Annotated in this window: 18 protein-coding genes; 13 read left to right on the plus strand and 5 right to left on the minus strand. The window is 71.5% G+C overall.

The annotated features are described in order from the left end of the window. Positions 1 to 6: 6 nt before the first annotated feature. Complete coding sequence (locus tag ABD329_RS26925) at positions 7 to 504, minus strand: hypothetical protein (protein WP_344317017.1); 498 nt, start codon at positions 502 to 504, stop codon at positions 7 to 9. A 577-nt stretch (positions 505 to 1081) separates the two neighbouring features. Between ABD329_RS26925 and ABD329_RS26930 the strand changes: the two genes are divergently transcribed. The 13 genes from ABD329_RS26930 (at position 1082) to ABD329_RS26990 (ending at position 12853) form a co-directional block, all read left to right on the plus strand. After that, positions 1082 to 1333 (plus strand): acyl carrier protein, encoded by a 252-nt coding sequence (locus tag ABD329_RS26930; protein WP_014061562.1) that lies wholly within the window; start codon positions 1082 to 1084, stop codon positions 1331 to 1333. 55 nt (positions 1334 to 1388) lie between these two features. Continuing rightward, positions 1389 to 2630, plus strand: coding sequence for a beta-ketoacyl-[acyl-carrier-protein] synthase family protein (locus ABD329_RS26935; protein ID WP_344317018.1), 1242 nt, complete (start codon positions 1389 to 1391; stop codon positions 2628 to 2630). Then, positions 2627 to 3760 carry a beta-ketoacyl-[acyl-carrier-protein] synthase family protein gene (locus ABD329_RS26940; protein WP_344317019.1) on the plus strand — a complete coding sequence of 378 codons (1134 nt, stop codon included), beginning with the start codon at positions 2627 to 2629 and terminating at the stop codon, positions 3758 to 3760. The genes ABD329_RS26935 and ABD329_RS26940 overlap by 4 nt, the downstream gene beginning before the upstream one ends. Further along, positions 3757 to 4701 (plus strand): beta-ketoacyl synthase N-terminal-like domain-containing protein, encoded by a 945-nt coding sequence (locus ABD329_RS26945; protein ID WP_344317020.1) that lies wholly within the window; start codon positions 3757 to 3759, stop codon positions 4699 to 4701. The genes ABD329_RS26940 and ABD329_RS26945 overlap by 4 nt, the downstream gene beginning before the upstream one ends. After that, positions 4701 to 5627, plus strand: a complete 927-nt coding sequence (locus ABD329_RS26950; protein ID WP_344317021.1) for an alpha/beta fold hydrolase — start codon at positions 4701 to 4703, stop codon at positions 5625 to 5627. Before ABD329_RS26945 ends, ABD329_RS26950 begins: the two co-directional genes overlap by 1 nt. Continuing rightward, the gene (locus ABD329_RS26955; protein ID WP_344317023.1) at positions 5624 to 6643 is read left to right on the plus strand and encodes a hypothetical protein; all 1020 of its coding nucleotides are present in this window, start codon (positions 5624 to 5626) and stop codon (positions 6641 to 6643) included. Before ABD329_RS26950 ends, ABD329_RS26955 begins: the two co-directional genes overlap by 4 nt. Positions 6644 to 6674: 31 nt before the next feature. Further along, a complete protein-coding gene (locus ABD329_RS26960) occupies positions 6675 to 7802 on the plus strand; it encodes a beta-ketoacyl synthase N-terminal-like domain-containing protein (RefSeq protein WP_344317024.1) in 1128 nt (375 codons plus the stop codon). Further along, positions 7799 to 8248 (plus strand): 3-hydroxyacyl-ACP dehydratase FabZ family protein, encoded by a 450-nt coding sequence (locus ABD329_RS26965; protein WP_344317025.1) that lies wholly within the window; start codon positions 7799 to 7801, stop codon positions 8246 to 8248. The genes ABD329_RS26960 and ABD329_RS26965 overlap by 4 nt, the downstream gene beginning before the upstream one ends. Continuing rightward, positions 8248 to 8748: a 3-hydroxyacyl-ACP dehydratase FabZ family protein gene (locus ABD329_RS26970; RefSeq protein ID WP_344317026.1), complete on the plus strand. Its 501-nt coding sequence runs from the start codon at positions 8248 to 8250 to the stop codon at positions 8746 to 8748. The genes ABD329_RS26965 and ABD329_RS26970 overlap by 1 nt, the downstream gene beginning before the upstream one ends. Positions 8749 to 8804: 56 nt before the next feature. Then, positions 8805 to 9551 carry a 3-oxoacyl-[acyl-carrier-protein] reductase gene (gene fabG / locus ABD329_RS26975; protein WP_344317027.1) on the plus strand — a complete coding sequence of 249 codons (747 nt, stop codon included), beginning with the start codon at positions 8805 to 8807 and terminating at the stop codon, positions 9549 to 9551. Positions 9552 to 9577: 26 nt separating this feature from the next. Continuing rightward, on the plus strand, positions 9578 to 10291 hold the full coding sequence (locus ABD329_RS26980; protein WP_344317028.1) for a 2-hydroxychromene-2-carboxylate isomerase: 714 nt from the start codon (positions 9578 to 9580) through the stop codon (positions 10289 to 10291). A 105-nt stretch (positions 10292 to 10396) separates the two neighbouring features. Then, entirely contained in the window at positions 10397 to 10603 is a 207-nt protein-coding gene (locus ABD329_RS26985) for an MbtH family protein (RefSeq protein ID WP_344317029.1), read from the plus strand. 162 nt (positions 10604 to 10765) lie between these two features. Continuing rightward, positions 10766 to 12853: an ABC1 kinase family protein gene (locus tag ABD329_RS26990; RefSeq protein WP_344317031.1), complete on the plus strand. Its 2088-nt coding sequence runs from the start codon at positions 10766 to 10768 to the stop codon at positions 12851 to 12853. Between the two features lie 210 nt (positions 12854 to 13063). Here the strand turns inward: ABD329_RS26990 and ABD329_RS26995 are convergent, their stop codons facing one another. From ABD329_RS26995 to ABD329_RS27010, 4 genes are all read right to left on the minus strand, one after another. Further along, positions 13064 to 14173 carry a prephenate dehydrogenase gene (locus tag ABD329_RS26995; RefSeq protein WP_344317032.1) on the minus strand — a complete coding sequence of 370 codons (1110 nt, stop codon included), beginning with the start codon at positions 14171 to 14173 and terminating at the stop codon, positions 13064 to 13066. Next, positions 14170 to 16743, minus strand: a complete 2574-nt coding sequence (locus tag ABD329_RS27000) for an aminotransferase class I/II-fold pyridoxal phosphate-dependent enzyme (protein ID WP_344317033.1) — start codon at positions 16741 to 16743, stop codon at positions 14170 to 14172. The genes ABD329_RS26995 and ABD329_RS27000 overlap by 4 nt, the downstream gene beginning before the upstream one ends. After that, positions 16740 to 17771, minus strand: a complete 1032-nt coding sequence (gene hppD / locus ABD329_RS27005) for a 4-hydroxyphenylpyruvate dioxygenase (RefSeq protein WP_344317034.1) — start codon at positions 17769 to 17771, stop codon at positions 16740 to 16742. The genes ABD329_RS27000 and hppD overlap by 4 nt, the downstream gene beginning before the upstream one ends. Before the next feature lie 266 nt (positions 17772 to 18037). Further along, positions 18038 to 18649 carry a hypothetical protein gene (locus ABD329_RS27010; RefSeq protein ID WP_344317035.1) on the minus strand — a complete coding sequence of 204 codons (612 nt, stop codon included), beginning with the start codon at positions 18647 to 18649 and terminating at the stop codon, positions 18038 to 18040. Between the last annotated feature and the right edge of the window lie 61 nt (positions 18650 to 18710).

Consider the following 18710-nt stretch of genomic DNA (forward strand, 5'->3'; position numbering starts at 1 on the left):
CGGACGCTAGACGCGGGGGAAACGGGCCTGGAGATTCCAGATCGCGGGGTTGTCCGCGAGCTCCTCGTGCAGATCCACCAGATCCGCGATCAGATCGTGCAGGAAGTCCCTGGCCTCGCGGCGCAGTTCGGCGTGGGAGAAATTCAGCGGTGGTTCCGTGGCCGGTGACCAGTCGGCGGTAATGTCCACCCATCCGAAACGCCGTTCGAAGCGCATCCGGTCGGTGGATTCGGTGAAGTCCAGTTCCGCGTGGACGGGGGTGGCGGAGCGGCTGCCGCGCGGATCCCGGTCGAGCAGTTCGACGATGTCGCACAGCGCCCAGGCGAAGTCCAGCACCGGCACCCATCCCCAGGCTGTGGACAGTTCACGGCCGGTCGAGGTGTCCGTCAGATGGACATCGCCGCAGAACAGGTCGTGGCGCAGGGCCTGGACCGGCGCACCCCGGTAGTCCGTCTGCGAGGGGTCCGGGAAGCGGTGGGAGAGGGAGTAGCCGAGCTCGATCACCGACCGATGGTGTCATGGCGCCCCGGCGGCCCGCGGCGGGGGCTGGTCCCGCGCTGGCACCTTCCTGTTAGCGCCATTGTGGAAGATCAACGGACTCGGATAGAAATCCAGTCGGTTGACGGAAGACCCCGTGTCCCGGACGTGGACGGCGGGAGATCCGACTCCGGCGGTGGTCATCCCCCGAACGACCGCCGGTGCCTCCCCCCGGCGCGCCCGCGGTGCTCCGCGCACCCGCCGTGGCATGCCGGGAGGAGGAGGTCAGGGGCTCGGATCCACCGTGTGAACCGTCCACGGGACCGGGCCCCTGATCAGGGGGCGGCGGCGGCCGGGAGCGATTCGCTGGCAGCTTCCTGTACCGGCTGTTGCGCGGTACCGATCGCCCGGATAGTTCTGTTGGGAAGCGCCGATAAATAGCCGCCGATGAGCGGGAATCCGGGTAGCGAGCAGGTCTGCCGACCGGGATGTGGCAGCTTTATGCAGTGGGCATTGCGCGGTATCGCGGGGTGCCATAGAAAGATCCGAGTCCGAAATGGAAACGGGCCGTGGGTCGGCCTTGTTCGAAAGTGGGGGATCCATCATGAGTTCGGTTCACGAGGAGCGCGTGCAGAAGATCAAGGAGATCGTCTGCGACGTTCTGGAGATCGAAGAGGACGAGGTTACCGAGACCAGCCTCTTCAAGGAGGACCACTCGGCTGACTCGCTGCGGTCCATCGAAATTCTCGCGAATCTCGAGAAGGAATTCCACGTCACCATCGACCAGTCGGAACTCCCCCGGATGGTGCACCTCAAGGGCGTCTACGAGGTAGTCGCCGAGTCCGCCGGCTGGTAAAGCGGCGCTTTCGTATCTGCGGACACGGCCGGAACAGCGGACTTAAGGGGTCGGGATGGCGGAGTCGGGGCATGCGAGCCCGCGAAGAGTGGTGATCACCGGTCTTGGTGTGGTCTCCAGTATCGGTATGGGCGTCGATGAGTTCCGGCGGGGACTGCGCGCCGGATCCAGCGGGGCCAAGCCGATCACGGTGTTCGACGTCGAGGGGTTCGACCACGCGAACGGTTGTGAGGTGGAGGATTTCGACCCCGAGCGGTGGATACGCCACCTCGCGGTCGAGCAGCTGGGCCGGGCGACGCAGTACTCGGTCGCGGCGGCCCGGATGGCGATCGAGGACGCGGGGGTGTCCATCGCGGACTGGCGGTCGCTGCCGGGTCTGATCTCCATCGGGACCACCGACGGTGAATCGAGGGACCTGGACCACCTGGTCGAGGCCGAGATCACCCACGGTCCCGAGCACATGTCGCCCGAACTCGCCCGCCGCGTTCCGGCCGGCCGCCTGTCGGCGGCCATCGCGCAGGAGCTGGAGCTGTCCGATGTGGAGGCGGTGACGATTCCGACCGCCTGCGCGGCCGGCAACTATGCCCTGGGCTACGGCTATGACGCGGTCCGCTCCGGGGACGCGGAGTACGCGCTGTGCGGCGGCGCCGACGCGATGTGCCGCAAGACGTTCTCCGGTTTCTACCGGCTGGGCACCATCGCGCCGGACCGGTGCCGGCCGTTCGACGTCGACCGCAAGGGCATCCTCACCGGCGAGGGCGCCGGGGTGCTGGTCCTGGAGAGCCTGGAGTCCGCGCTGGCCCGTGGCGCCCGGATCTACGCCGAGGTGCTCGGGTACGGCCTGAACTGCGACGCCTACCACCAGGTGGCGCCCAACCAGGACAGCGTCGGCCGGTGCATGCAGCTGGCCCTGGAGAACGCCGGGGTCAAGGCCGACCAGGTGGACCTCATCTCCGCCCACGGCACCGGCACCAAGGCCAACGACGTCACCGAGGCACGCGCCATCCGCGAGGTCTTCGGCAGCCGTCCGCCCAGGACCATCTCGATGAAGTCGATGATCGGCCACACCATGGGCGCCGCCAGCGCGCTGTCGGCCATCGGCTGTGCCCTGGCGATCACCGAGAAGTTCATTCCGCCGACCATCAACCACACCACCACCGACCCCGAGTGCGATGTGGACTGCGTGCCCAATGTGGCCATCGAGGCGGAGCTGAAGGTCGTGCAGAACAACGGGCTGGCCTTCGGCGGCAACAACGCCGTGGTGCTGCTCGGCCGGTACGACGGGGTGCCGGCATGAGCTGGGCGGTGACCGGCGTGGGAGCCGTGGCCGGGCTGGGCGGGGATGTCGACGAGCTCTTCCGCAACCTGTGCGCGGGCCGCTCCGGAGTGGCCGAGCTGCGCGGCTTCGACCACGCCCGGCACACGGCCCACCACGCGTACGAGGTGGACAACCGCCCCGCACCCGGGGTGGACGTCACCCGGCGGGCGACCGGGCTGCTGCTGGACGCGGTCGGCCAGGCGGTCCGCGACGCGGGCCTCGACGAGAGCGATCTGAGCGGGGTGCCGGTCCTGGTCGGCACCGGGCTGCGCGAGCTGCGCTCGGTGGAGCTGTGGCGCACCCAGGGCGCCGAATTCCCCGCCTCCGAGCTCCACTTCGGCACCGCGCTGCGCGAGACCTTCCGGGCCGATGACACCCACACCCTGTCCAACGCGTGCTCGGCCGGGCTGTACGCCCTGGCGCTGGGCGTGGACCTGCTGGCGCAGGGGGCGGACACGGTGGTCGTGGCCGGGGTCGACGTGCTCACCGAGACCATGTACGGACTGCTGGAGCGGGTGCAGCCGGTGCCCCCGACCCGGGTGCGGCCCTTCGACCGCGACCGGGACGGCGTCCTGATGGGCGAGGGCGCGGCGGCGGTCGTGCTCAGCCGGGTCCCCGGCGGACGTCCGGTGCACGGCCTGGTCCGGGACGTCGCGGTCAACTGCGACGCGTTCCATGTGACGGCGCCGGACCCGGCCGGTATCGCGGAGGCGATCAGGGAGGCGCACTCCCGGGGCGGGGTGAAGCCCGCGGACATCGACCTGTTGATGGTGCACGGCACCGGGACGCTGCTCAACGACGAGGCGGAGGCGACCGCGCTCGCGGATGTCTTCGGTCCGGACCGGGACAAGCCCCTGGTGACCGCCACCAAGTCGATGACCGGACACACCTCAGGCGCCTCCGGGCTGCTCAACCTGGTGGTCACCCTGCGCTGCCTCGCCGAGGGGCGGGTGCCGCCGACCGTGGGCCTGGAGAACCCGGTGGACGAGGCGGCCGGATTCCGCTTCGTCACCGGCGAGGCGGCCCACCGGCCGCTGACCGTGGCGCAGTTGAACGCGTTCGGCTTCGGCGGCATCAACGCCGTCGCGATTCTGGAGGCGGCTCGATGACCGTGGTGGTGAGCGGGGTCGGCGTGGTGCTGCCCCGCGCGAGGTCGGCACCGGAGCTGCTGGCACCGGCGGCGGAGGCGCCGCCGGTCGAGCCGAAGGACCTGGTCGGCCGGAAGGGCCTGCGGTACAAGGACCGGGCCACTCAACTCGCGTACTGCGCGGCGGACGCGGCCCTGCGGAACGCCGGCCTGCTGGACGACGGGGGCCTGCGCGTCCCCGGCGGAACCGTCGCGATGGTCGCGAGCTCCAACTACGGCAATCTCGACACCATCTGCCGGGCGATGGACACCATCGCCGAGCACACGGCGGCGGCGGGCAGCGCCATGGACCTGCCGAACGCCTCGAGCAATGTCATCGCCTCCTCCGTCGCCATCCGCTTCGGGCTGCGCGGCCCCAATCTGATGCTGTGCAACGGCGCCACCTCCGGGCTGGACGCCGTCCACTGGGCGGCCACGCTGATCCGCGGCGGCCGGGCCGCCCGGGCGCTGGTCCTCGGCGTCGAACCCGACAACGAGTCCGTGCGCGCCTTCACCGGCGGATCCCGGACCATCGACGGGGCGGCGGCGCTGGTGGTGGAGAGCGAGGAGTCGGCCGCCGAACGGGGAGCGAGCGCGCAGGCCGTGCTCGGCGATTACGTCCGGGGCGCCGGACTGGGCCGCTGTCTGGAACGGCTGGCCAGGACGACCGGTGACCGGCCGGCCCTGTGGCAGCTGCCCGAACAGCGGGCGGCCGCCGTGCCGGACACCCTGCTGGAGGGCGTGGACCGGCACGATCTGGGCGAGGTCTTCGGCCTGGGCTCGGGCGCGCTGGGAGTGCTTCAGTGCGCCGCGGCCGTCGGCTGGTTCGCCCGGGGCGGAGCCGGTCCGGTGTACGCCACCGCGGGCACCGACGCCGACGACGCCAGTGCGGGCATCGCGCTGCGCGGGCGGGCAGCGGCCTGATGTCCGCCGCCGGTGACCGCCCCGTGCGGGGACTCGCCCAGGAGGACGGTGGGCCCGCCGAGGCGTCCGCGCGGGGCGACAAGGAGAGCCCCGTGCTGGTGACCCGGCGCGCGCCGGGCGACCCCGGCCGTGGCCGGGTGCTCTTCCTGCACGGACTGTCCAACAGCAGCTCGGTGTGGGACGCCTGCGTCGAGCACGGCCGGCGGGCCGGCGGACCCGAGCTGTGGGCCGCCGACCTGCCCTGGCGGGGGCGGAGCGTCGCCGGGTGGAGCGTCCGGGGCGATCTGGTGCCGTACACGGGCGACGCCCTGCGCGCGGTGCCGGGCGGCGCCACCGTGGTGGTCGCCCACTCGATGGGCGCCAACGTCCTGATGGAGTTCCTGGGCCGCCGGATCGAGGAGGGCCTGGACCCGTTCACCGAGTTCGGCGTCCACGGCCTGGTGCTGGTGTCCCCGTTCTACCGGCGTACGGCCGAGGAGTTCGACTGGGCGAGCCTGGCGCACTCCGTGGACAACATGGCCCCGCTGATCGCCGAGGGCATCCGGGTGCACGCCGGGGACCGCGTCCCCCGGGCGGCCCGCCACCACCTCGCCGAGCGCATCCGGGACTGGGTCGGCCCCTATGGCTGGATGCGGTTCTTCGAGATCTATCTGCGCACCCCCGCCCTGCGGCTGGGAGGGTTCACCGTGCCGTGCCTCGTCCTCGCCGGTGCGGACGACTTCGCCGCGCCGCCGGCCGAGGGCCGCGCGCTCGCGGACGGCCTCCCGGACGCCGAGTTCCGCCTGCTGCCCGACTGCGGGCACTTTCTGATGATCGAGCGGGCGCGGCAGTTCGCCACCCTGCTCGACCGCTTCGTCAGCACCTGTTCGGCCGTCCGTCCGCACGGCGGTCCCGGCCCCGGATTCCCATGGGAGCACGATCGATGACCACAGTGGCCGAAGGCGCCGTCAAGAGGCTGCTCACCAGCGAGACGACCGCGTCGCTGCGCACCCGGTACGAGGGCTCCAACATCTGTACCTGGATCGGGTTCAAGCACATCAACTACCTGGTCGAGGAGGCCATCCTCTGCCACTTCGCCGACGCGGACCTCCCGGCGCGGGCGCTGTACGCCGAACACGGCCTCGGCGTGGACATCGTCGACCTCGACACCCGGATCCTGCACGCCCTCTACATGGACGAGACGGTCCGGGCACAGGTGGTGCCGTCGGCCGGGGACGATGACACCTTCATCTCCTTCACGGTGTCCCTGCACGCCGACCGGGACGGCGCGGACACCAAGGTGGTGGGCGCCAACGCCAAGGTGGTGCTGCGCTCGGACAGCTATGTCGAGGCAGCCGGTGAGCCGCCCGCCGAGCTCGCCCGGTTCGTCACCGACCGGCTGAGCACCCCCGGCGCCGTCGCCCCCGAGCCGCCGGAGCTGACCGGCGCCGACCTCACGGCCGTCACCACCTCGCTGTCGGCCGGCCGCGGCACCTCCGGCCCCGACCCGGTGCTCGACCTGCTGACCTCGGGGAAGAACGCGTTCGGCTGGAAGTGGCGGATCCCCTACCCGTACTGCCACTTCTCGGAGCGGCTCCAGATGTCCAGCTATCTGCGGCAGATGGAGGAGGTCGTGGACCTCTTCCTCGCCGACCGGGGCATCTCGGTGAAGACCCTGCTGGACGAGCGCCGGTGGATCCCCGCCTGCCCGCACTCCCGGATCCAGATCCTGGACGAGGCGCTGATGGAGGAGGACCTCTACACGGTCTACACCGTGGAGAACGTCTTCAAGGACTTCACCTACACCTCCCGCATGGACTGCTATGTGGTGCGCGACGGCAGGCTGGTGCCGACCGCGACCGGCAAGGTCACCCATGGCTACGCCCTGATCGAGAACCGGCGGGACTGGAACCTGATCAACTTCGACGAGCGCGTCTCCAAGGCGCTGCGCGGCGAGTCCTGACCGACGACGGCGACGGAGCGACGGAGCAGACATGAGTGGCGGCACAGCTCTTGTGAATCGACCGGTCATCACGGCCTGGTCGGCGGTATCGCCCTTCGGGATCGGCCGCGCGGCCTTCACCGAGGGGATCAGGGAACGCCGGCCCGCGGCGGCCGGGCTCGACGACGAGCAGTGGCAGGCGGCCGGGGACCGCGCCTGTCTGGTGCCCGACTTCGACCTGCGCACGGTGCTCGGGAAGAAGGGGGTCCGCTCGATGGACCGGGTGACCGGCCTCGCGGTCACCACGGTCGCCCGGCTGCTCGACGACGCGCCGCGCAACCGGTGGGTGGCCACCGGCGAGGACGCCGCCCTCGTCCTGGGCACCACCACCGGCAGTGTGCAGAGCCAGATGGACTTCACCCGGGACTCGCTCACCATGGAGAAGCCGTATCTGGTGGACCCGGCGCGCTTCCCCAACGCGGTCATGAACTGCGCCGCGGGGCAGAGCGCGATCTGGCACCAGCTCAAGGGGCCGAACACCACGATCGCCGGTGGCCACGCGGCGGGTCTCTACGCCCTCAACTACGCCCGCCGGCTGCTCACCTTCGGCCGGGCCAGGACCGTGCTGTGCGGTGCGGTCGAGGAGTTCTCGCACGCCCGCTCCTGGCTGGAGCGGCACGCCCACCGGCCGGGCACCGAAGGCCCCGCGCAACTGCCCGGTGAGGGCTGCGGACTGCTGCTGGTGGAGCAGCGCGGCCCCGGCGCGCGGGACGACGCCGAGCAGCCGGTGCTGGCGGAGATCCTCGCGGTGGAGATGGGCATCGCGCTGGACGGCGGGGTCCGCCCCGCGCTGGCGGCCTGTCTGCGCCGGGCCCTGAACCGCGCGGAGGTGCGCCCGGAGGAGATCTGGGCGGTCTCCACCAGTGAGGCGCCCGGCCCGTCCGGGGAGCAGGAGCGGGCCGCCGTGGCGGAGGCCGCCGAGGGTGCGGACCCCGTCCACCTCACCCAGGCCGCGCTCATCGGGGACACCGGGGCCGCGGCGGCGGCGTTCCAGATCGCCGGGGTGCTGGTGCACGCCGAAACCACCCCCGAGGCCGCCGGCCGGGTGGCGCTGGTGACCTCCGTCGACCGTGACGGCGCGGTCGGCTGCGCCCTGCTGCGTCTGGCCGGTCCGCGATGACCGGGGCGATGGCCGGGGCGATGACCGGGTCCGCCGGGGTGTCCGGCACCCGGCCGAGCAGTCCGATCGCCGCGCGGGTGGAGGTCGTCCGTCCGGCCGCCGCCGACAACCGGGGCAAGGTGCGTGCGGTGACGGCCGTCACGGTGGGCGAGGACGAGGCGGTCTTCCCCGGGCACTACCCGGGCTTCCCGATCTTCCCCGGGGTCTGCGTGATCGAGTGCGTGCACCTCAGCGGCCTGCGGACCCCTCCGCCGGGCGCGGCCGGTCTGGAGCTGGTGGCGGTGGAGAGCACGCGGTTCCTCAGGCCGGTCTTCCCCGGCGACCGGCTGGAGGTGGACCTGGTGTGGACCGGCGGGTCCGGGTCGTGGCGGTGTGCCGCCAAGGTGGCCACCGAGCGCGGTGCCGCCGCCCAGGTCAGACTGCGGTTCGCGGCCGAGGAGGCGTGATGATCGGTCAGTCCGAGATCAGAAAGGTGCTGCCGCACCGGTTCCCGATGCTGCTGCTGGACCGGGTGACCGAAGTGGTCCCGGGGCAGCGGGTGACCGCGGTGAAGGCCGTGACCTGCAACGAGCCCTGGTACCAGGGGCTCGGCCCGGACGCGGCGCCGGAGGACTACGCCTATCCGCGGGTGCTCCTGCTGGAGTCTTGGTGCCAGTCGGCCGGGCTGCTGGCCACCTGGGAGTCGCCGGATCCCGATGTGCTCGAGGGCCAGGTCATGCTCTTCGGAAGCGTGTCCGGGGTCGAGTACCACCGGCCGGTGCTGCCCGGGGACGTACTGGAACACCGGGCGTCCATCACCCGGGTGGTGGACGACACCGTGATCATCGAGGGCGGTTCCACGGTGGCCGGTGAGCCCGCTCTGACGGTCGGCCTCGCGGTGCTGGCCTTCCGCCCGGCCGGGGAGCTGCGGCCCGGGGACCCGGCCCCCGCCCCCGCCCTCGCCTGACCCCTGGCAACAGACATCCGGTCCCGTGCGGCCGGCCGAATCGCTTTGGAGAACCAATGGCAGAGAACGCATCCCGGGTGGCGCTGGTCACCGGCGGTTCACGGGGAATCGGCCGGGCGACGGTGGTGCGTCTGGCGCGGGACGGCTTCGGTGTCGCCTTCTGCTACCAGTCGAACGAGGCGGCCGCCCTGGAGCTGGAGAAGGAGGTCACCGAGACCGGGGTCCGGGTGCTCAGCCGCAAGGTCGACGTCCGCGACGCCGAGGCGGTGCGCGCGCTGGTCGCGGAGACCGAACAGACGCTGGGTCCGATCGACGTGGCCGTGACCGCCGCCGGTATCACCCGGGACAATCCCCTGCTGCTGATGAAGGACGACGAATGGCATGACGTGCTGGACGTCAACCTCGACGGGGTCTACCACGTCTGCCGCTCCGTGGTGTTCGGGATGATGAAGCGGAAGAGCGGGGTGATCGTCAACATCTCCTCGGTCGCCGGTGTGTACGGCAACGCCACCCAGTCCAACTACTCGGCCTCCAAGGCCGGGATCATCGGGTTCTCCCGGGCCCTGGCCAAGGAGGTCGGGCGGTACGGAATCCGCGCCAATGTCGTCGCCCCGGGGTTCATCGACACCGATATGACCTCCGTGCTCACCGGCCAGGTGAAGGACAAGGCGCTGGAGTCGGTGCCGCTCGGGCGGCTGGGGCGGGCCGATGAGGTCGCCGATCTCGTCTCGTACCTCGTCTCGGACCGTGCGGCCTACGTCACGGGCTCCGTCGTCCAGATCGACGGCGGCATCACCATCTAGCTTCGCCCCGAACCCAGGAGGTTTCGTTGGCCGTCAAGCCACCGCGCTGGTATTTCTCACTCCGCAGCCCCTATTCCTGGCTCGCCTACCGTGAACTCACCGAGAACGCGCCCGATGTGGCGGACGCGATCGAATGGCGCCCGTACTGGGAGCCGGACGAGGTGAGCGAGCGCATGCTTGCCGACGCCGGGATCCACCTCCCTTATGTCGCGATGTCGAAGGAGAAGCACTTCTACATCCTCCAGGACATCAAGCGGGCGACCATCGAGCGTGGTCTGTCGGTGGCCTGGCCGATCGACACCGCTCCCAACTGGGACGTTTCCCATCTCGCCTATCTGGTCGCCGAGGACGCCGGCCGCGGGCGGGACTTCATCGACGCCGTGTACCGGGCCCGCTGGGAGAACGGCATCGACATCTCCGAGCGTGCCACCATGGCCGCGATCGGCCATGAACTCGGCCTCGATCCCGACGCGCTGGCCGGTGCGGTCGACGATCCGGAGATCCGCGGGCGGGGCATCGAGGCCCTGCGGGCGGTGGACCGCGACGGAGTGTTCGGAGTGCCGTTCTTCATCCACCGGCACGACAAGTTCTGGGGCCTGGACCGGCTCTCGGGCTTTGTCGCGAGCGTCCGTGCCAAGGCCGGGACCGCCGCCATGGAACAGCGGGAGAACGACCGCGGGGTCGAACCCGCCCTGCTCGTCCCGGCCGGTGACGCCGGCCACGCCGGTGGCTGCGGCTGACCGGGCCCGCTCACAAAGACCCGATAGACCCGATAGACCCGATAGACCCGATAGACGCTACAGACCCGACAGACCCGATAGATCCGTCAGAAAGGCGATCACGCCATGAGCAACCCCTTCGAGGACGAGAACGGCAGCTACTACGTGCTGGTCAACGACGAGCGGCAGCACTCGCTGTGGCCGGCCTTCGCGGAGGTGCCCGCGGGCTGGACCGTCGTCCACGGCCAGGACAACCGCCAGGCGTGCCTGGACTACATCAACGAGAACTGGACCGACATGCGGCCCAAGAGCCTGGTCGAGGCGATGGGCTGACGCCCGCCGCGCCCTCACCCCGCCACGGGGCCCGACATCCTGACGTCGGGCCCCGTGGTGTGTGTCTGGCAGGTTGCTGCGTGACATTCGGGCGGCACGGCCCGGGGGAGACGAGCCGCACTACTGTTGACGCACTGTTCATCGCACCCGGGGGAACGTGCCATGACCTGGCTGGCTGCCACCAGCATTGACGATCTGTCCTTCGGGCTGCTGATCGTGCTGATCGCCGTGTCGTCGCTGGGCGTCTTCGTCTTCGGCGTCTCGGCCATCTCCGGTCGGCTGCTCGGCATCCGGGTGGGCCCGCTGCGCGCCCTCGGCGCCGGTCTGGTCGGTCTTGGCGCGATGCTCGTCTTCAAGCCGACCATGCACGACCAGCAGAGCATGGGCGTGCTGTACGGCGTGCAGGTGGGCGTGTCCGTCCTCGCCGCGATGGCCACCCTGGTGCTGGCCGAGGTCTTTCTGCCGCGCGGCAGCTGGGCGCTGCCCATGCGGCTGTGGCGCGCGATGCGCAGCCGGCTGCGACGCACCCGCCGCTATTCGCAGATCAGCCGGATCTTCATGCGCCACGGGCTGAGCCGTCCGCTGCGCAGCCGGCACAGCCTGGAACGGGCCCTGCGGCCCGGTGAGTTCGGCGAGCGGATGGCCAGGGGGCTGCGGCTGGCGCTCGAGGAGTGCGGCGGGGCCTTCATCAAACTGGGCCAGCTGCTGTCCACCCGGCGCGATCTGCTGCCCCCGCACTTCATCGACGAACTCAGCCGGCTACAGAGCGATGTGGCGCCCGCGCCGTGGGGGGACGTGGCGGCGCTGCTGCGCGCGGAGCTGGGCAGGCCGGTGGAGGACGCCTTCGAGTGGATCGAGCAGGTCCCGCTCGCGGCCGCCTCGATCGCCCAGGTCCACCGCGCCAAGCTGAGCGGCGGTCCGGTGGTCGTGGTGAAGGTCCAGCGCCCGGGGATCCGCGAGATGGTCGAGCGCGACCTGGACATCGTCATCGCGGTCACCCGCGGCCTCCAGCAGCGGTCCCGGTCCTCCCACGCCATGGGGCTGCGGGACCTGGGCGACGGTTTCTCCACCTCGGTGCGGGAGGAGCTGGACTTCCGGATCGAGGCCAACAACGCCGCGGTGGTGGCGGCGTCCTGCGGCGGGTACGAGGCGGACGCCCTGGTGCGCGTACCCCGGGTGTACGAGGAGTTCACCACGGCCAGGGTGCTGGTCCAGGAGTGGCTGGAGGGGGTCACCTTCGACCGGGCGGCGGCCGTCGCCGACCGCAAGGGGCTGGACCGCCACCGGATCGCCAGGACCGCCTTCGCCGCCATGCTCCACCAGATCCTGAAGGCGGGGGTGTTCCACGCCGATCCGCATCCGGGCAATGTGCTGCTGCTCGACGGCGGGCGGATCGGCCTGCTCGACTTCGGCTCGGTGGGCCGTATCGACCCGTCCGTACGCCATGCCCTCCAGGAGATGCTGGTGGCCGTCGACCGCGGCGACCGGGCCGGTCTGCATGACGCGCTGATGGCCCTGCTCGGCACGAGGGCCACCAGGAGCGAGGACCTGATGCTCAACTCGCTGCTGCTGGAGCGTGAGCTGGGGCAGTTCATGGCCCAGCACCTGGGGGCGGGGGCGCGGCCGGACACCGAGATGTTCACCGCGCTGTTCCAGCTGCTCGCCCGGTTCGGACTCGCCGTGCCGCCGGAGGTGGCCGCCGTCTTCCGGGCCCTGGCGACCATCGAGGGCACCCTGGGCCGGATCACCCCCGACTTCAACATGATCGACGAGGCCCGGGCGATCGCCGTGGACCTCCTCACCGACCGGCTGCGGTTCCGTGCCGCGGGTAACGGGAGCGAGGAGGAGGGCGGGTTCGCGTCCGGGTTCTCGTCCCTGGCGCGGAGCGCGACCCATGAGTTCCTGTCCGCGCTGCCGATGCTGCGGCGGCTGCCCCGGAGGGCGGAGCGGATCGGCGCGTCGCTGGAGGAGGGGCGGTTCACGGTCCGGGTGCGGGTGCTCGCCGACGAGCGGGAGCGGCGCTTCGTCTCCGGGCTGATCCACCAGATGACGGTCACGCTGCTGGGGGCCTGCACCGGGCTGATGGGGGTGGTCCTGGTGGTGTTCGGCACCGGGCGCGGGCCCCGGGTCACCGCGGAGGTGGAGCTGTTCCCGCTGCTCGGCTATCAGATGCTCGCGGTCAGCGCGATCCTCATGCTGCGCGCCCTCTACACCGCGCTGCGCCGGCCGAACACCCACGACACGTTCTAGCTCCCGGCACAGCTGAGCCCTCCGCGGGACGTGGCGCAAGGTGCGATCGTTCATCCGCGGCCGCGTCGTGGTGGTCGCGCCCGCGCGGCGGAGCCGCACATCGACACAGCCCCGCGCCCCTTCGGGGCGCAGCCGAACCGCACCGGACTTCAGCGAGGGCGCTTGCGCACACCCGCGGACCGGCTCCTGGGCGGAGCCGGTCCGGTTTTCTCAGGCGTCGCCGACCAGCAGCGGCTTCTCCCGCATGGTCCAGCCGTTGGCGTCCAGCACCCGCCGTACGCCCGCGACCGAGGTCGACTCCACGAGCAGTTCGACCAGGCCGCGCGGCTGGTCGAGGGAGTGCTCGATGCGCACGTCCTCGATGTTGACCCCGGCCTCGCCGACGGTGGAGAACAGCCGGGCCAGCGCTCCCGGCTGGTCCGGAACGGCCACCGGGATCGCCACGTACTCGGCGGGCCGTGAACGCTGTTTGTGCGGTACGCGGGCGTGGCCCCGGTTGCCGCGCCGCAGCAACTCCTGGAGATCGGCGGCGGCCTGCCGGCGCCCCTCGGACTCCGCGCCGGGCAGCGCCCGCAGGACGGCGATCAGTTGCTCCAGGTCCTTGGCGTAGTCGTCGAGGACGTCGGCCACCGCGTCGGCGTTCGCGGTCAGGATGTCGCTCCACAGGGCGGGTTCGCCCGCCGCGATGCGGGTGACGTCCCGCAGCCCCTGGCCCGACACCCGGATGTGCTCGGCCTCGGCGTGCTCCAGCCGGGCCGCCATCATCGAGGCGACCAGATGGGGTGCGTGCGAGGTCAGGGCGACGGCGCGGTCATGGGCGTCGGTGTCCATCAGGACGGGGACGGCACCGCACAGCGAGACCAGCTCCAGCCCCCGGTTGAGCGCCGAGCGGTCGGTGAGGGGCGAGGGGGTCAGCACCCAGGGGCGCCCCTCGAAGAGGTCGGCGCGGGCCGCGAGCGGACCGGAGCGCTCGGAGCCGGCCAGCGGATGTCCGCCGATGTAGCGGGACGGATCGCCACCGGCCGCGCGGACTTCCTCGTGCGGCCGCACCTTGACGCTGGCCACATCGGTGTAGGTGTGTGCCAGCCCGTCCCGCTGACAGCGGGCGAGCACGGCGCCGATGCTCGCGGGCGGCACCGCGAGGACGGCGAGGTCCACCGGCCCGGGCGGCACCTCCAGCGAGCCCGCCCCCAGGGCCTCGGCGGTCCTGGCGGCCGTGGTGTCGGCGTCGTCCAGGTACACCAGGACGCCCCAGCGGCTCAGGGCGAGGGCGATGGACGTCCCGATCAGCCCGGTTCCGACGACGACGGCGGTCCTCATGTGTCACGTCCCGATGTGGGTCCGGTGGCGCCGGAGCGCTCGATCTCCGCGTGCAGGAAGGCGGCGAGCCGTGCGATGCCGTCCTCGATCTCCGCGGGGCTCAGATAGCTGAAGGAGAGCCGGATCGACCGTTCGCCGCCGGGGCCCGGGTAGAAGTAGGCCATCGGCGTCCAGATGACGCCGTGCTCCTCGGCCGAGCGCAGCAGCGCGGCGTTGTCGGCGGGGAACGGCACCCGGACGGTGAGGAAGAAGCCGCCGCTGGGCCGGTTCCAGCCGATGCCGAGCCGGTCGCGGACGTCCTCGGGGAAGTGGCGGTCCAGCTGCTCGAGGGTGACGCGGAGCGCCTCGCCGTAGTGCTTGGCCGGCACCGCGTTGCGCTCGGTGAGCCGGCCGCCGCAGGCCAGCAGGGCACCGGCGACGGCCGCCTGGCTCAGCGCCGGGGTGTTCACCGTCACCATGCTCTTGATCTTGGCGAGCTCGTCGGCGAGCAGGGTCTCGGCCCCCGACGGATCCCGCACGGGCTGGTCCGCGACGACGAATCCGACGCGGGCGCTGGGGAAGACCGACTTCGAGTACGACCCGAGGTGGATCACCCGCCGTGTGTGGTCCATCGACTTCAGGGTGGGCAGCTGGACGCCGGGGCTGACCAGCCGGTACGGGCTGTCCTCGAGGATGAGCAGATCGTGCCGGGCCGCCAGCTCCAGCAACTCCTCGCGGGCGCGCCGGGACATGGTGTTGCCCGACGGGTTCGAATGGTCCGGCACCACGTAGAAGGCGCGCGGGCGGCGGCCCCGGGCCAGCTCGGCGAGGACGGCGGCCTCCACATCGGCCACGTCGAGACCGTCGGCCCGCTCCTCGACGGGGTGCACGGGCACCCCCAGCAGACTGGCGGCTCCGGTGATGCCCACGTAGCAGGGGCTGGCGACCAGCAGGACGTTCCCGGGGCCCGCGAAGAGCGCGCGCAGGGCCAGCAGCATCCCCTCCTGGGCGCCCACCGTCACCACGATCGCGCCCGGCGGGGCGTCGATACCCTCGTCGGCGCGGAGCGAGTCGGCGATCAGCTCGCGGATCTGGCCGGCGGTCGGGCCGTACTGGTACAGCGCGGTGCGGATGGCCTCGTCCGAGGCGCCGCCCGCGGCCAGGTGGTCGAGATAGCGGCGGATGTGATCGAGGATCTCGTCCTTGTCGAAGAACTCCTCGTACGGCCTTCCGGGGGCGAAGGAGACCACGTCCGGGAAGCGGCCGGTGATCTCGTTCAGGAAGTTCATGGTGTCCAGCACCGGGTCGGACACGCTGCGGTGCAGATCCTGCTTACGCAGTCCGGCCGTGGGGGTGTTTTGGGGTGCGGTCGGTGGCGAGGTGTCCGTCACGCTGCGGTGCAGATTCTCCTTGTGCAGGGTCGCCGTGGCGGTGCCCGGCGGGTGCGGCCGGTCGTGGAGCGGCGCCCCGCCGGACGGGCGGTGGCGCACCGCGGTGGTGTCCTCCGGCCCGGCCAGTACCGCGGCGGCCGCGTCGGCGACGGTGGTGGTGCCGGTCAGCGTCATGGCCTCCGACAGCTCGTCCAGGACCAGGCCCAGGACGCCCGCCGCGCCGGTCCCGCCCGCCACGGCCAGTCCGTGCAGCACCGGGCGGCCGAGCAGCACGGCGTCCGCCCCCAGGGCGAGGGCGGCCAGGACATCCCGGCCGCGGCGGACGCCGCCGTCCAGGAGCAGGGCGCAGCGGCCGTCCACGGCGGCGGCGATCGGGGCGAGCACGTCCAGGGTGGCCGGTGCCCCGTCCAGCTGCCGTCCGCCGTGGTTGGAGACCACGATGCCGTCCACACCGGCGGCGATCGCGCGCCGGGCGTCCTCGGTGGTCATGACGCCCTTGACCAGTACGGGCAGTCGGCTGACCGAGCGCAGCCAGGCGATGACCGACCAGTCGAGCGAGGGGTCGAGGCCGGTGCGCCCGTGCTCGGACGGGGACGAGTAGTCGGCCTCGTCAGCGGGCAGGTTGGCGGGCGCGATGTGCGGCGGCAGCCGGAAGTCGTTGCGCAGGTCGCGCAGTCGGCGGCCGAGCCGCGGGGTGTCGACGGTCAGGACCAGCGCCTCGAACCCCGCGGCCTCCGCGTGTTCGATGAGCCGCCGGGTCGTGTCGCGGTCGCGGAAGCAGTAGACCTGGAGCCACAGCGGCGAGGTGGCGGCCGCGGCGATCTCCGCGAAGGTGCGCCCGGCGAAGGTGCTCACCACGAGCGGGAGGCCGGCCGCGCCCGCGGCCCGCGCGGTGGCCGTCTCGCCGTCGGGGTGCATCAGGGTGTGGTAGGCCATGGGCGCCACGGCCACCGGTGCCCCCCACCGCCGTCCCAGGATCGTGGTGGACGGGTCGCACTCACCCGCCCCGGTCAGGACCCGGGGGCTGAGCCGGGTGCGGTCGAACGCCGCCCGGTTGGCGGCGAGCGTCCGCTCCTCCCCGGCCCCGCCCTCGATGAAGTCCCAGACCTCCGGGCCCAGTCGGGTGCGCGCCCGCTCGGCGTACTCATCGAGGGACAGCGGCGGCCGGGAGGCGCCGGAGGGGGCCGTGCGGCCGGTCACGAGTTGGCCGCCCGGGCGCGCTCGACGGCCTCGTACAGCGCGCGGATGTTGGAGCTTCCGAAGCCCTGGGCCCCGTGGCGCTGGATGAGTTCGAAGAACAGCGTGCGCCGCTCGAAGGGCGAGCGGGTGAAGAGCTGCAACAGGTAGCCCCACTCGTCGCGGTCGGCGAGCACATTGGTCTTGCGCAGATCGGTGATGGTCTCGTCGAGGTTGTCTATCCGCTCGGCGAGGGCGTCGTAGTAGGTGCCGGGGGTCTGGAGGAACTCGATTCCCCGGGTCTCGAACTCCACGACGGCCGGGATGATCTCGTCCACGAGGAACGCCAGGTGCTGCACCCCCGGGCCGCCGTTCCGCTCCAGGAATTCATCGATCTGGCCCGGCTTCTTGGTGCTGTCGGGCTCGATGATGGTGAAGGTGATCCCGGCCGAGGGGCTGCGCACCACGATGGAGTCCATGGCCTGCTCGCCGACGGCGACGTATTCGCTGGAGTACTGCTCGAAGCCGAATCCCTCGATGTAGTACCGGACCGTGTCGTGCAGGGTGCCGGCGTCGAGACAGACCGCGATGTGGTCGAGCAGCCGCAGTTCGGTCGCGGTGCCGGCCCGGGCGGCGCCCTTCGGCGACGCGACCCAGTCCCGGCCCGGGGGCAGCCCGTGCGGCCGGTCCGCGGAGCGCTTGAGGAGGGTGTGGCGGACGGCGCCGAAGCCGGAGACGGCGGGGCCGGCCGGGTTGCCGGAGGTCAGATCGCGGGCGCCGGCGGCCAGGGCGCCCTCGTGGGCCGCGAGGGGGTCCTCGCAGGCGAAGGCGATGTCGGCGATGCCGTCACCGTGTTCGGCCAGGAAGTCGGCCGTGCCCGGTCCCGAGGTGATGACGAGCTGGATTTCCTGTCGGCGGAGCAGGATCGATTCCAGCGCGCCGGTCCGGCACCGGGCCTCTTCCTGAAAACCCATACCGGACACGAAATAGTCCGTGGTTTTCCGCTGATCGCTGGTGTAGATCTCGATGTACTCGACGTCATGCGCGGTCACGATGCTCCCCATCCGACGATTGCCTCGCCACACATGTGTGTGTGCAACTCGTGGAATCGCACGGTACCGGGATGGAGAAGCGGAGCCATGGGCCGCCAAGAATTCTTCTATAGACGGAAAGAGACGGGTGCGGCACTTTCGCGGAAGGCGGTGTAGTGCGTAGCGCCGAGAAGGTCCGCCGACCGCGTCAATCGCCTCTTTTCGGGCGGTCAGCGGTGATCGTGAAGACGGTCGGCGGACCCTGGCAATGGCTTATTCGATTCTCTTCATTTGAACGCTTTGCGGCGCACCGCGTAAGCGTAGGTGACGGCGGCCAGCAGCGGCCCCCAGGCCAGCAGCGGCAGATAGGCGGTGACGAACACCCAGGCCCGCCAGCCGAGTTCACCGACGTCATGGATGAGCGATCCGCGCCAGCCGCCGCCCTCGAACTCGCGGCCGTCCAGGGCGCGCCCTTGCAGCGAGAGGACCAGGGTCATGGTCCAGGTGACGGTGAGGGCCACCGCGCCGAGCGCGGCGGGAATGATCGCGGAGAGCGGCCGTACGCGTTTCCCGGCGAGGAAGGGGACCCAGCGCGGCCACACCTCGCCCCAGGTGGAGACCAGCCCCACGGCGAGGAAGGCCAGCCCCTCGGCGATGACGGACAGGATGACGACGTAGATCTCCAGCGGCAGCCAACCCGGCAACTGTCCCCGGCCGATGTCCACGTTCTTGGTGAGCGGAACACCGAAGGTGACCTGGGCGATGCGCCACAGCCCCGAGGGCAGCACGACCAACGGGATCAGAAAGGCCGCACGCCGGGCCCAGAGGGGCACCCCTTCGGCGGGAGTGCCGTGCAGCTTTCGATAGCCACGGGAAACGGCGGTAAGGATTCCGGACACGGGGCCCTCCAGGAAACACCGGGAAACGTGCGTCCGTTGCTGGATCGCTGCCAGGAGGATG

The sequence above is a fragment of the Streptomyces javensis genome, from assembly GCF_039525925.1.
Classification (GTDB): domain Bacteria; phylum Actinomycetota; class Actinomycetes; order Streptomycetales; family Streptomycetaceae; genus Streptomyces; species Streptomyces asiaticus.